This window comes from Actinacidiphila polyblastidii (genome assembly GCF_036353415.1).
Classification (GTDB): Bacteria; Actinomycetota; Actinomycetes; order Streptomycetales; family Streptomycetaceae; genus Actinacidiphila; species Actinacidiphila polyblastidii.
On record NZ_JAZEWV010000014.1, the window covers coordinates 22875 to 36459 of the forward strand.

11 protein-coding genes and 1 pseudogene are annotated in these 13585 nt (G+C 70.1%); 5 read left to right on the forward strand and 7 right to left on the reverse strand.

The window, feature by feature from the left end:
• Positions 1-15: 15 nt before the first annotated feature.
• The gene (locus tag V2S66_RS18545) at positions 16-927 is read right to left on the reverse strand and encodes a helix-turn-helix domain-containing protein (protein ID WP_330796841.1); all 912 of its coding nucleotides are present in this window, start codon (positions 925-927) and stop codon (positions 16-18) included.
• 92 nt (positions 928-1019) lie between these two features.
• Entirely contained in the window at positions 1020-1280 is a 261-nt protein-coding gene (locus V2S66_RS18550) for a DUF397 domain-containing protein (RefSeq protein ID WP_330796843.1), read from the reverse strand.
• A gap of 656 nt (positions 1281-1936) precedes the next feature.
• Here V2S66_RS18550 and V2S66_RS18555 point away from each other — a divergent pair.
• Positions 1937-2110, forward strand: a complete 174-nt coding sequence (locus tag V2S66_RS18555) for a hypothetical protein (protein ID WP_330796845.1) — start codon at positions 1937-1939, stop codon at positions 2108-2110.
• Positions 2111-2271: 161 nt separating this feature from the next.
• Positions 2272-3381: a helix-turn-helix domain-containing protein gene (locus V2S66_RS18560; protein WP_330796847.1), complete on the forward strand. Its 1110-nt coding sequence runs from the start codon at positions 2272-2274 to the stop codon at positions 3379-3381.
• Here the strand turns inward: V2S66_RS18560 and V2S66_RS34545 are convergent.
• The 5 genes from V2S66_RS34545 to V2S66_RS18580 form a co-directional block, all read right to left on the reverse strand.
• On the reverse strand, positions 3266-3982 hold the full coding sequence (locus tag V2S66_RS34545) for a serine/threonine-protein kinase (RefSeq protein WP_413966427.1): 717 nt from the start codon (positions 3980-3982) through the stop codon (positions 3266-3268). The two genes, V2S66_RS18560 and V2S66_RS34545, sit on opposite strands and share 116 nt — an antisense overlap.
• 170 nt (positions 3983-4152) lie before the next feature.
• Positions 4153-4584 (reverse strand): DUF6283 family protein, encoded by a 432-nt coding sequence (locus V2S66_RS18565; RefSeq protein ID WP_330796849.1) that lies wholly within the window; start codon positions 4582-4584, stop codon positions 4153-4155.
• Between the two features lie 108 nt (positions 4585-4692).
• The gene (locus tag V2S66_RS18570; protein WP_330796851.1) at positions 4693-6186 is read right to left on the reverse strand and encodes an ISKra4 family transposase; all 1494 of its coding nucleotides are present in this window, start codon (positions 6184-6186) and stop codon (positions 4693-4695) included.
• 72 nt (positions 6187-6258) lie between these two features.
• The gene (locus V2S66_RS18575) at positions 6259-6801 is read right to left on the reverse strand and encodes a hypothetical protein (RefSeq protein ID WP_330796853.1); all 543 of its coding nucleotides are present in this window, start codon (positions 6799-6801) and stop codon (positions 6259-6261) included.
• 336 nt (positions 6802-7137) lie between these two features.
• Positions 7138-10458 carry a P-loop NTPase fold protein gene (locus V2S66_RS18580; RefSeq protein WP_330796855.1) on the reverse strand — a complete coding sequence of 1107 codons (3321 nt, stop codon included), beginning with the start codon at positions 10456-10458 and terminating at the stop codon, positions 7138-7140.
• Between the two features lie 348 nt (positions 10459-10806).
• Between V2S66_RS18580 and V2S66_RS18585 the strand changes: the two genes are divergently transcribed.
• The 3 genes and pseudogenes from V2S66_RS18585 to V2S66_RS18595 all read left to right on the forward strand — a co-directional run bounded on the left by V2S66_RS18585 (position 10807) and on the right by V2S66_RS18595 (position 13522).
• A complete protein-coding gene (locus V2S66_RS18585) occupies positions 10807-11571 on the forward strand; it encodes an HNH endonuclease family protein (protein ID WP_330796856.1) in 765 nt (254 codons plus the stop codon).
• Between the two features lie 319 nt (positions 11572-11890).
• Positions 11891-12149: pseudogene (locus tag V2S66_RS18590) on the forward strand (IS701 family transposase); the annotation flags it as partial.
• A gap of 653 nt (positions 12150-12802) precedes the next feature.
• Positions 12803-13522, forward strand: a complete 720-nt coding sequence (locus tag V2S66_RS18595) for a hypothetical protein (RefSeq protein ID WP_330796858.1) — start codon at positions 12803-12805, stop codon at positions 13520-13522.
• Positions 13523-13585: the final 63 nt, after the last annotated feature.

Consider the following 13585-nt stretch of genomic DNA (forward strand, 5'->3'; position numbering starts at 1 on the left):
CACCCATACCTGCGGTCAGCGGTATGTCATCGCGTACTCGGCGAGCTTCTTCTTGCACGCCTGCCGGTGGTGCGCCGCGATCTGGAGGCGGTCGAAGCTCTTGACCCAGGTGTCGACGCTGTCCTCGTCCTGGAGGTACAGGCCACCGATGAGGCCCTCGACGTAGACGATCGGGGGAAGCTGGTCCTCGGCGAAGTCGAAGATGGCACTGGTACCCATCTGAACGGGTATGTCGTTACCCCTGCTCGGGATGAGCCGGAACGTGATCCGCGGATGGTCGAACAGTTCCAGAAGGCGAATGATCTGACGGAGCATGACCTTTCTGCCGCCGAAACCGCGTGAGAGCGTGACCTCGTCGAGCACGTACACCAGCTCCGTGGTGGACTCCTCGGCGAAGCGGTGGGCGCGCATCTCGCGGAACTCCACTATCTTGTCGATCACCGACGGGGCGGCGTCGGGCATGTTCGCCTGGACCAGGGCCCGGGTGTAGTCGGAGGTCTGCACGAGGCCGAACAGCTGGCCGCTTTCGTAGCAGCGGATCCGCTGGGCGATCTCCTCCAGGCTCGTGTAGGTCTGCAGCTCCTTCGGGGCCACATCCAGGTAGCCCTCCCACCACGCTTTCTTGTTGGCCAGCCGGCACATGCCCAGCAGTCGCGCACGCTCTTCGTCGTCCGTGATCCCGTAGAGGGCGAACAGGCGCAGGACGTCGGCTTCCTTGAAGTCGTGGACCCCGCCCTCCATCCTGCTGATCTTGGAAGCCGAACAGCCGTTGAGGTGCTCGGCGGCGTCCTTCTCCTTCAGGCTGCAGGCCTCGCGGTGTTTTCGCAGCGTCGCACCGAAGATCATGCGTTGCGCGGTGGGGGCGCGGCCTGCGGCCGGGTGGAGGTTCAAGACCGTGCGGGGACTGCGGGCCGGCTGGGCGGACATGGGCGGTGCTCTCCTGTAGTCAGATGGTTTTCACAACTCGCCCATCCTGCCCCATCGGGCTGACACCGCACCCGCGTTCACGGGATGGCTGGTTAACGGCCCACAGTGAACTCCCCTGCGGCCACGGCGGCGAGGAACGCTGCGGCTTCAGTGCGAGGGAACTGCAGAACCGGGCCGTTCGGATCCTTCGAATCACGGAAACCGACCGTTTCCTGACCAGAACTGCTCACTTCCACGCAGGCGCTCTGGTGGTTGCTGTAGGAGCTTTTCCGCCATGCCTCAGGTAAGACCGAGGCGCCCCCCTCCTCTATCCGCTGGTGCCCGTCCGCTTCGCCGAACCTGTGACCGGCCATGATCCCGCTCCTCAGCGTCAGAAAAAATGATCAAGGGCCGAATCTGCAAATGCAGATTGGCCGCCTTCATCTAGAGGATCGCCGCATAAGGAGGCATCCATGCACCCGTCTGGCATCGGGTCGCGCCGGCGGAAGCACAGCGGTCTGCAAGTGCACGCCTGAGGCAACTTCTTCCTCAGTGCGCCGCCGGCGCAGCCGAACGCGCCCGGCGCTCAGCGGGGAAGCATCAACGCGCTCCTCGTGCCGCACTCGGGAAGAAAACGTTGTCATGCGCTGTCACCAGGGAAGATCACCCGGGAGTGTGCCGAGGATGGATGGGATAACACAAAGTCCCTCGCAGCGGGACGGCGCGGAAGACAATTCGGCATTACCGTGCCGCGAGAAGGCGACGCTATGCCCGAACGGCCGCATCACCCTCGCGGATAGGGCAGAGTGAGGTTCTGCGATCGGCCTGCGGTACGCATTCGAGTTCCATACGGATGTGCTGCCATGGTTGTTCGCCGCAGGACCCTGGCTCCCAAGGTTGGTCGCCGCGGCGCCAGGGCCCTGCGTATCACTACGCACCGAAGGGAACTCTCATGTGCCATTCCCCCGGCCGTACCGGCGGCAAACACAAGGGCCGCCGCCGCGGGTCCCAGGCTAACAGCGGTCTGCAATTGCGCGCAGGGAAAACGTGGGCTGTCAACGCCTGCGCCGCCCTGCCGGTGTACGGCACGGTCACCTTCCACCTGCCGCCCCTCCCGCCGGGACCGGCGGCGCTGCTGGCGGCTCTGGCCGGCTCAGCCCTCGCAGCCTGGCTGAACGCCCGCACCGGTCGCACCGGCAACTAGCGCAGCGGGGCTGCCGATCACCACGACCGGCAGCCCCTCCGCCGACCACTGCACCCACCAGGCCGTGACGCAACGCACCAACGCGGCCGCCCAGCCGGACGAAACCCTCCGCTCCCATGACGTTTCGTCACTCCTCATCGCACCCACGGAGGTATTCCGTCGTGCACGCACCCATGACCTGCAGGAACTGCGACGCCCCGCTTCCACCGCGCATGGGCACCGGCGGACGGCCCGCCGACTACTGCAGCACCGCCTGCCGTCAGTCCTCCTACCGCAAACGCCGCCGCGCCGAACCCACCACCAACAAGCACACCGCCGCGATCGACGCCGCAGTGCAAGACCTCGCCCACGACGTCGTAGAAGAAGCACGCCACCTGCTGCGCCTCCTCACCCAAGCCGACGCCCCCATGCTCGACCCCATCGAGCAGGCCACGGCCCTCGCCCGATCCGTGGACAACCTCACCGCCGGCCTAGTCGGACGCGCCCGCAGCAGCCGCACCCCCTGGGACGATCTCGGCCCCGCACTCAACATGCAACCCGACACCGCCCGCCGCATCTACCGCGCTGAAACCGTCAACCGGCGCCTCCAGCAGGCCACCCACCGCGGCGCCGCACCTCCCCCCACTCCTCCCACCCCGACAGTCATCCCCCACCACACACGCTCCCACCTGGCCCCGGTCCTCTCGCGCCTGCACCGCGCCTCGCAGATGCCGCTGCGCACCCTGGCCGCCCGATTAGGCATCTCCGCCTCCCAGGCATCTCGCATCCTGTCCGGCGAACGCTTCCCCAGCTGGTGGCTCACCGAACGCTTCGCCCGCGCCTGCGGAGCCGACCCCCAAGTCCTGCGCACCGTATGGGAGGCCGAAAGACTGCGCGAGCCCCAGCCGCCGGCCCCCCCGGCCGACCCCGACGACGACTGCCCCGCCGAACGCCTCCCCACCGCCCTGCACACCCTCCACATCAAAGCCGGACGCCCCACACCCCACGACCTCGCCACCCGCCACGCCGGCCTGGACACCCGTCAGATCGAAGCAGCCCTCAACGGCCACACCCCGTCATGGCGTCAGCTGTCCCGCATCGTCCACGCCCTCGACGGCGACACCAACTACTTCCACACCCTCTGGACACAACACCACAACGCCGAAAGCGAATCCATCAGGCCACATCAAAACGCCACCCGGCACTGCCCCGTGGATACCCACGAGGACCACCTGCTCGAACTCTTCGAAACCTTCGGACCCACCTTGTCCGCAACCCCGCCCGCCCGCTGAACCCCGCAGACAGACGCCCTGCACCGTCGCGACACGGCGATGGCATCCTTGGGACCGATGCCGACGGCACGAGGGCGGCCTGGGCAGCGGAACTGCAGGACTCCCGGATCGCAAAGGTCTCCGCCGTCGCGGGACGGTCAGCCGGCTCTTTGGCCAGCAGGCGCTCCACCAGATCGGCCGACCAGGCGGGCACGTCCGGGGTGATGATGTCGACGCGCGGCGGTATGTGTTGCGCGTGCGCGATCGCGTATGCGTAGACGTGGTTCGACTGGAACGCCTCCTCGCCGCTGGGCAGTTCGAACAGCACGGCACCCAGCGCGTACAGGTCGCTCGCGGGTGAAGGGGGCCCTCCTTGCCAAAGCTCGGGTGCCAGGTAGGGCGGGCTGCCGATGCTCTGGCGCGTCAGCGTGAGGGCGGTGTCGTCGCCCACCATGAAGGAGATGCCGAAGCCGAGGATTTTGACTCGCGCGGGCTCTCCCGGCGGCCCCACCAGGACCGCGTTCGACGGCTTGATGTCGCGGTGGACGACCCCTCCTGTGCAGGCCTTGGAGTCCCAAGGCGATGTCCCGCCCCCGCTCGAACCGACCGCGCGACTCGGCAGTGACGGCCGCCGCCGAGACCAGCTTGCCCGCCACCGCCCGCCGTAACGTCAGGTTCAGCTCCGCCAGACCTGCCCCATGCCCCCTGACCGAGAAGCGATTCCAGCCGATACCGATTGGGTGCGGCTCGTCTTGAGTGACGGTATGACGAAGCCGGAGCCGTGAATCGGGGTCAGGTTGTGAGGTCTCGCCGGGTTCGGATGATCTCGGCGACGAGTCGTTCGGCTTCGTCGCGGGGATCGTTGGTGTCGGCCTGGCCGTGGTCGGCAGCTTCGTTGCCGGACGCGAACAGCGGGACCGGCGACTCGTACTCGAGCACAGCCTGATAGGTCGTCTCGTCGATGCTGCGCTCGAGGATGGCGATCCGCAGCGCGAGCAGGTGCGCGCTGTCGTGGCAGCCGGCCCAGCCTGCGCAGATCCGGGCGATCGTGCTGTCGGCGTCGGCCTGGTGGCACTGGAACAGACGGGGCGGCTGGTCGACGGTCGGGGCGTCGTAGCGGCGGAGCTTCTCGTACTCCTCGTGCGCCCAGACGTCGGAGGGGACGTCACGCCGGTAGGGACAGCTCTCGCAGGGACGCGGTGCCGGCCGGCGCAGTGACGACATGCAGGCATTATGACGCGGAGGATCACACGGTGTCCGGCCCGTCTCCGAAATCCTCCTCGGCTGGGTCCGTCAGCTTGTCAGGGCGTATCTCCGCTGGTCGGGGGCGGGTTAGAGACGTTCGTGCTCGCGGAGACGGTGATCGCGCCAGTAGATGTCGAGGTCGCCGTTGGCGACGACGGCGCGGAGCCGGAGGACCGCTTCGGCGCCGGGCAGGCCCCAGCGGGCGCCGGTGATGTCGAGGCGGTTGGCGATCAGATGCCGGCAGGCGCCCTCCACCGCGCCCGTGGCGATCGGCCAGCCGTTGGCGAGGGCGGTGTCGTAGTGCAGCTGGTCGAGGTGCCCGGTCAGGTAACGGCAGCAGGCGGTGACGGCCTCGCGCGGAGCGGCGGGAAGCTGTTCCCGCTCGGCCTGCGCGGTCATGGCCCGGGCCGTCTCGGCCGCGTGACCGGCCAGGATCGCGGTCAGATGCCCGGCCGCCCAGGCTTCCGCCTCGGTGGTGCCGGGCTTGTGGAAGGCGTGCGCGGCCGTCCACGCGTATTCCGCGACGTGCACGAAGTCCAGCAGCGCCTGCACCGTGACGCCGCGGCGGGCGGTCTCGGCAGCAATCAGGTCGAGCTGGTGGCGGGCCCCGTCGACCAGGACGATCCACGGCCGCAGGTGCCGCGGGTCGCGGGCCTCGGCCTGGTCGAACGCGTCCGCGATGACCCGTTCAGGTGATCTGACCAGCGAGGCGGTGCACCACTTGTTCACCGCCTTCGGCCCTGGACGGGCGGGCCGTTCGCCGCTGCGGCCGCCGGGCGGGTGGATCACGTCGTGCGGACGCCTGGGAGCCGGGTGCGTGTCGAAGACGCAGGCCACCGTCGCCATTCTCTTGCGGTTCGGCTTCTCGCCCGGCGCGAGCCGACTCCGGTGGGCGGCCTGGGCCTTCTCCGCGGCCCGCCGGGTGGGCTCGCGCAGCGCTTCGGGCCTCATGACGACGCCCTTGCCGTCGACCTGGATCACCAGGGGCATCTCCCGGCTGCACGGGACCGGGATCCTCGTGCGGTAGAAGGTGTCGACGTCGACCGCGGCGGCGACCACGAGTTCTTCCAGCCGGCGTTTCCCGAGCACGTTCCCGCAGCGGCGCCCGATCGCGTCGTGGGCATGGTCGAACGAGCCGCGAACCGCTTCGGCGACCGCGAGGCGGCGCAGTCCGGCCGAGTGCCGGCCCGCCGGCAGCGACAGCGCGGCGTCCGCGGGGTGGACGTTGCCCAGGCCGGGGCCGCGGTGAGCAACTCGGGTGACGCGGATCAGCCCGAACACGGTGGCGAGCCAGCGGCCGTGGCCTGGCTCCCGCCACGGCCGGACCAGCCCCTCCGGACCGGTCACGACCGTTGCGGTGCCGGCAAGCAGGAGCTGTTCCTCCAGGCGGGCGAGCTGGTCGAGGTGGTCCTGCAGCAGTTGCCGCAGCAGGTCCCGACCCTCCACTTCGAGGTGCTCTTCGAGCTCGGCGTGCGTCCACGCGCTCGCGGTGCTGCCCGACAAGGTGGCGGTCAGCGCCTCGAAGGCGGTCAGGGAACGCGCAAAGAGGTCAACGAGGTTGCGGGTTTCGTATGGTGGCATCTCCGGGGCTCTTCTCGTCCTGCATCCGGCAAGGGTGGCACCTTCGAATGTAGGCGTGGAAGAGCCCCGCCGTCACCGGGAGTTGGCCGATCCTTCGGCGCGTCGGCGGGCCACCGTGAACAGTCCGGGGGTGTCCTCGTCCAGCCAGCCCCGCTCGACCAGCCGCTTCATCTTCGACCGCGTGCCCTCGATCTTCCCGGCCTCGGCCGGCAGCCCGATCCTGGGCACCACCTGCTTCGCCCGGACCGGCCCCGGCGCGTCCGCGACGACCTCCACGATGTCGCGGTAGTCCCGCGGCAACGCGTCCGTCCTCATGCCGGGCTGCCACCGCGGAACCGTCAGAACCCCGACGACCTGCCGCTCGGCTCCCACATACGCCGACACCACGGGCTCAGCCTCGGCCGCATGCTCAGCATTGCGGATCACGGTCGTCGTCTCGGGGGGCATCTCCGCGAGCACCTCGGCGACCGTCTCCCGCGCGATCCGCAGCCGCACCAACCCCTCCCGGGCCGCCTCCAGCCGCCCGGCCAACGCCACGGCCTCGGTCTCCAGCTCCTCCACCCGGCGCAGCGCGACAGCCTCCCGCGCCTCCAACTCCTCGAACAACGAGCCCATCCGCGACCCCTCCTCCACCACCACGGTAGAGAGCAGCAGCCACGAACACAGCCCCGCACAGCGGTCGTTCTCCCGGCCGGTCCTTCACGTCAGCGGAGCCGCACCCTTCGCCGAACTGCTCACCGACCAACTGAGGGTGCTGGGCCCCGACCACCCCGACACCCTCACCGCCCTCGGCAACCTCGCCTCTTGGCGGCGACGGAGCGAGGGGGGCACGGGTACATCGGGCTAGCAGCGCTGCCTGCACCGGGGAAAGCGCGCGGCTCCTCCCAGCCTCCCCGCAGGATCCACGGACGGCGACCGCAGCCGCTTTGTTGCCGGTTGCTTCGGGGGGTTTCAGGTGTTGCTGTCGTGCTGGTGCTGCTGTCGGTGCAGGGCGGTGACGATGCGTCCGGCGGGGAAGGACAGGCGGGCGGCAGGCACGACCCACTGCCGCCAGGCGGCCAGCCGGGCGGGCAGGTCCAGGCCCCCTCGGGCGAGGGCGGCGGAGCGGGTGACCTGGAGCAGTGCCTGGTGAAGGGCCTCCCACTGGGGCGCCTGGGCGGACGGGATGTGCGGGTCGGCCTCGTTGCGCCACTGTCCGGTGTGCGGATCGCGTTGCGGCTTCAGGGTGCGGCAGAAGTCGGCCCAGGTCCCCTCGGGATCGTCGAGGGCTTGGCGGTGCAGGCACAGGCACAGGGCAGGGCCGAGGGCGGGGTAGGCGACCAGTGCGGCCAGCAGGACCATCCCGGCGCGGTAGGGCCGGTACGCCGGTATCACGCTGCCGTCCGGGGCCGTGGCCGCGGGTACTTCCCGCAAGTCATCGTCGCGTGAGGGGCGGCGCAGGGCGCTGAGCAGTCCGTAGCTGTTGGCCAGGCGTTTGACGCCGCGGGGGGTGGAGACCAGTCCGGGCGGTCCCAGCAGGTCCAGCAGTGCCAGCTCGTCCGGGTCCAGCGTCAATGGATCGGTGCGCTCGATTACCTTGACGGCGGCTACCCAGGGCACGCCTTCCTCGCTGGACTCGTCGCGTGCGCGGTCCTGCTGGCTCGGGTCCTCTGCGGACGGTTCGGCGCCACCTGGGACCTGCCCGTCCGGAGCCGCATCCGTTGCGGGGGCGGTGGTCTGGCTGGGGTCGGCTGGTGGTTGCTGGTCGGCGCGCGCCCCGACCAGGCTGCGGAGCATCTGCCGGTATCCGGCTGCGTCCAGCGCAGGCAGGGTGAAGACGACCTGGAAGATCTTCTCCAGGTACTGGGCGGGCGTGGACACCTCCGGCTCCGTCTCCCCGCCGGGGCCGGTGGGGGTGCCGGCCGGCGCGGGGAGATCGGAGACGTCGAGGATGTCGCGGTAGTGCAAGGCCACCGAGCGAAGCAGCCACCGCGGGTCGATCGCGACCACGACGACGAACAGCGGTACGGCCAGCAGCAGGTGCACGGCCTCCAGCATCTCCACCACCCGGGCAGGCGGGCAGCGGTCGAGGTCGTCGATGTAGAGGACGATCCGGTCCACGCTGGGCAGCCTGTCCCCGGCCTCGTCCCCACGCTCACCCTGACCGTCACGTGCGCGCTGCCCTGCCGGCCCCTCGGCCGTTCGGGGGTCGGCGCCCGGGTCGGCGGCGCGGGCCAGCAGGGCTGCCATGCGCTGGAAGTCCTCGCGGATCTGCGTCATCACCCCCAGCTGGCTTCGGTAGTCCCCGGCCGCGGCGCGCTCGCTGATCAGGCCGGCGAGCTGTCCGGCCGCGGTCAGGTTCTGCATCTCCCGCTCCAGGGCCTGCACTTCGGCCTGCGCGACATCGGCGGCGGTCTGCACCCGGGCCCGCTGCGCATCGGCGAACTTGCGGACCGTCTTCCATGCCCGGTCCAACGTCGTCCACGCCTCCTTCACCTGCTTCCATGCTCCCCGCGCCCCGGTCAGTGCCCACGCCGCTGCCACCAGCGGCGGCACGGCGAGGGGAAGGGCAGCGACCCATCCCGGCAGCCGATCCCACAGCCACACCGCCCCGACCGCCCCCGCCACCACGCCCGCGCACACGGCGAGGAAGGCGGCGATCCGCGCACGCCCGACGCCCCGCACGCCCTCGCGCAAGGCGCGCGCGCCCATCCACAGCACCGCGGCATCACCGGTGGCCTGCCGGTACAACCGCTCGGCCGAGCCGTCCTCGCCGAGCAGAACCCTGACGCGCTGGCGCTGACCGGCCGGCAGCGCGTCGAACAGCGCCCGCCCCCGCCCCACGGCCCTGTTGAGCTGGTCGCGCCGCTCCCGCGCGGCGCTCAGCCGCTCCCCCAGATGGCGCTCGGCCACCAGCTCGGCCGTCAGCCGGGACATGCTGCGCTGCGCCTCACCGGGATCAGGATCGCCGGCATCCTCCGGCGGGGCTGCCAGCTGCGCGAACAGCTCGGCGACCAGGCTCGCCCACAGCCCGCTCTCCGCGTAGTGCCAGGCGTTGAACCGCACCTGCCGAACCGCCTGATGCGCCAGCACATCACCGCGCCCGACCACCTGCGCCACCTGCGCATGCAGCAGCTCCAGGAAATGGCTCTTGCCCTCACCCCAGTCCCCGAACAGGCCCACCGCCAGCGGCGGCCGCGCCGACCGCGCCGTGACCAGCTCCGCCAGCGCCCCCGCCTCCCCCCTGCGCCCCAGCTCGTCCACCGCGCCCGGCGCATCCGAGCCGTAGGAAGGCAACCGCGCCACCGCACGATCCCCCAGCAGCTCCCACAGCGGCACCGGCCCAACGCGCCCGCCGGCGGTCAGCAACAGACGCTGCCCGACCTGCACCCACGCCACCGACCACACCCAGCCGGTGTGACCAGCGACGGGTCCGCCCAGGGGCACAAGCCGGTCTTCGTGCAGCTCCCACAACCGCACCGTCGCATCGTGGCTGCCGGTGGCCAGCACACAGCGCTGCCCGACCTGCACCCACGCCACCGACACCACCCAGCCGGTGTGGGCGGTGACGGGTTCGCCCAGGGGCACGAGCCGGTCCTCGTGCAGCTCCCACAACCGCACCGCCCCATCGTGGCTGCCGGCGGCCAGCACACGACGCCGCCCGGCCTGCACCCACGCCACAGCCTCCACCGAGCCGGTGTGGGCGGTGACGGGTTCGCCCAGGGGAACGAGCTGCTCCTCGTGCAGCTCCCACAACCGCACCGTCCCGTCGCTGCTGCCGGTGGCCAGCACACGACGCCGCCCGACCTGCACCCACGCCACCGACACCACCGAGCCGGTGTGGCCGGTGACGGGTTCGCCCAGGGGCACGAGCCGGTCCTCGTGCAGCTCCCACAACCGCACCGTCCCGTCGCTGCTGCCGGTGGCCAGCACACGACGCCGCCCGACCTGCACCCACGCCACCGACCACACCCAGCCGGTGTGACCAGCGACGGGTTCGCCCAGGGGCACGAGCCGGTCCTCGTGCAGCTCCCACAACCGCACCGTCCGATCGTCGCTGCCGGTGGCCAGCACACGGCGCTGCCCGACCTGCACCCACGCCACCGACCGCACCCAGTCGGTGTGGGCGGTGACGGGCGCGCCCAGGGGCACGAGCTGCTCCTCGTGCAGCTCCCACAACCGCACCGTCCCGTCGTGGTTGCCGGTGGCCAGCACACGGCGCTGCCCGACCTGCACCCACGCCATCGACACCACCAAGTCGAGTCGGCCGGCGCCGGGTTCGATGAGGGGCACCAGGCGCAGGGCAGGATCGGCAGAGGCGGCGGGTAACCCAGGATCGTTCGTCACCGTCCGATCATGGGTCCACCCGCCAGTCGCCGGGGCCCAGTCCGGGAAAGCGGGGCCGGCGTGTGATGCGGCCGCGTACGACCGCCAAGAGCAGGGCGAGGAGCACAGGCTCGGTCAGGCGCGAGACCATCACGCTGTGGATGCCGATCGTCGCCGGTTCCACCGCGGTGCCGCGACGCTCCTGTCTCCTGGACGACGCCGTGCACTCACCACGGCAGCACGGGGGGGGATCCTGGAGCAGTCGGGTACTGGAGCCGGCCTGTGGGGGCAGGTGCACTTCGACGAACAGGAGGGATGGGCGTGGTGGTGGCGCGGATGAACGGGCGGGTGTGGGTGGCAGCGGCCTTCGCGGTCGCGGTGCTGGGAGTGACGGGGTGTCAGCCGAAGGATCTGTCGGACGGGGCGGCGCCTTCGGGCGGGGCGGCCGTGGACGGCTCCGGGGGTGGGGGTCCGGCTGCTGCGGCGCTGGCGAAGCTGACGGTCCGGCCCGATGGGTCGATCTCCACCTACGACCGGGTGAAGGACTTCGGCCAGGCGTGGACGGACGACCAGTCCGCACCCGGCGGCCACAACGGCTGCCAGACCCGCGACGACATCCTGCGCCGGGACCTGACCGGAACACGCCTGGACGGCAGGTGCGAGGTGGTCTCGGGCACCCTGAAAGACCCCTACACCGGCAAGACGATCCGCTTCACCCGCGGCCGCGGCACATCACTGAGCGTGCAGATCGACCACATGGTCGCCCTAGGCAACGCCTGGACCACCGGCGCCAGCCGCCTGTCCCAGCCACAGCGGGAGGAGTTGGCCAACGACCCGCTGAACCTCATCGCCGCCGACGGCCCGGCCAACGAGGGCAAAGGCGACGACGACGCCGCCAAATGGCTCCCGCAGTCCCGTGCCTTCCACTGCGAGTACGTCGCCCGCCAGATCGCCGTGAAAACCAAATACCACCTGTGGATCACCACCAGCGAGAAGACCGCCATGAGCAACGTCCTCACCGCCTGCCACGCCCAGGCCCTGCCCACCGAGTCCAGCCGTGAAGTCGCCCTGGCATCCTGACCGCGCCGCGCCCTTCCGCGCCCATGGCGCGGCCGCAGCGCGGTGACACGACTGTGCGGATCCGGTGCCGGGGTGGTGGGGACCGGCCAGGGACTGCGGTCGGCCCCCACCACCCGGTGCGCGCAGGGAGGCCGCCACCGGCACGAGGACGGGCTACGCACACCACGCGTCCCAGCAGTGCGGGGGCACGCGAGGGACGCTCATCACATGAAACGAGCGTCGAGCAGAAACGTTACGTGGACAGCAGCCGCCATATAGGAGCTGTGGCCAGCCCCGCACCTCCCGCCCCCGCGGATGACGTCGCGCCCGGGGCCCTCTCGAGCACCAGGTCCGCCGCTACCCGTCCTGGTCGCGCTGGGTCACCCTGGCCATGCTCGCGCACGCCTTCCTCGCCGTCGTCCGAGCCGATGAGCATGCCCGCCAACCGGCACCGGACGGCCTCATACCGCTCACCTGCAACGAGATCCAGCCTGTTCATCACGCTCGTCGTTCAACCCGTTCACGATGCCGCTCATCGGCTCGGCTGGTCCAGCTGGCGACGCCGCCACCAGGCCCGATCTCAGGCCGCTCACTACTGACGACAAGCCACTCAGGCCTGAAGATCACAAACTACGGCTGGAGTATGAGGAGGGGGAGGCGAAGCCACCGTCGCCTTCGGTACGGCATCCCCTGAGGGCCTCGGGCAGTCCGCCCGGGGCGGCTTCCGGCCCTCCGACCGGGTGGCACAGAGAGCCGCGTCGCAGGAGATCAGCACAAGCAGACGAAATAAGGACACGAAGGTCTTTAGTGCAGAAAGCACGCACCTTTGCCAAGTGGTAGATTTTTTTTACCAAGCCCACTTCCTGGAATTTCGCACTACCTGGAGCCGCACTTCCGATCACGTTGAACGGTGCATACACCATCAACAATGCTATGCAGCAGTGGAGTTGCATCGGCACCAGTGACCCCCCTCGGCATGCTCACGTCGTATTTTGGCCGCCTTCCGCTTTTGGACATGCGTTGACGGATCGCCTGGACCTCCGCTTGAATCCCACAGATCCCGCAGGTCACTGGCATGGGAGCGGCGCGGGACGCTGTCGCAACGATGCGCAGTGGCCCAGCATGCGTATCTCGTGACCCCCCCAAAACCGGAGGGCGTGGGGCGTCCCGGATCACGGCCGATATGGCCACCATTGGACCCGGCGGCGGGGAACGGGTGCCGCCAGTCGGCAGCTCAAAGGAAGGGGCCAAGATGATCGTTCGTGAAGTGGAAACTCGCTGGGGATCCGATGATCTTCCGTTCAGCGACGCGGATCTCGCCCTGGTCGGTGAGGACTTGGCGAGAATTCGGCGGATGGGGATCGCCACGAAGTGCCCTCCCCTAGAGGAACTCACGGCACTGGATGCCGGAGTCGTCCTCGGACGTCTTCTGCTTCGTTATCGGTCGGCCTTGGCGTCAAGGGAGTTGGACTTCACTGCGGCGGTGTGGAGGCTCGAGCGCCTGCAGGAGGCCGCCGAACCGGAGGTGCCCGCCGGCGCCGGCGGCATTGCGAGGATGATCATCGGATCGGTGAACGTCCAGCGAGTCCTCGCGGAGGTGGGCGGCTCCGCGACGGCGAGCCGGTGGAAGATGCTCGCGGAACCGTTGCCCGCCGACCAGTCCGCGACGGCGCTGCAGGCGTCCTCGCTCGTCGAGCGCGGGGTGAGCCTGCGCGAGGTCTACTGCGCCGTCGGCCCTCTGGGGCCCGAGCAGACACGAGGTGTGCGCCGGCTGACTGGTGCGGGCATCCAGGTGAGGCTGGTGGACGACGCCCCGGTCAACATGATGATCATCGATTGGGAGACGGTAGTGCTGCCGCTCGACCCGGACCGGCCCTCGGCCGCCCTTGTGGTTCTTCGCAGCGCCGCTCTGGCCTACCTTGCGGGCTTGGTTTTCCACGACACCTGGCAGCGTGCCGCAGCCCCCTGCTGACGGTTCCGACTGCGCCACCCAGCCCCCCTCGCCCCTCGTCGAATGCCCTGCCGTGTGCGGCGG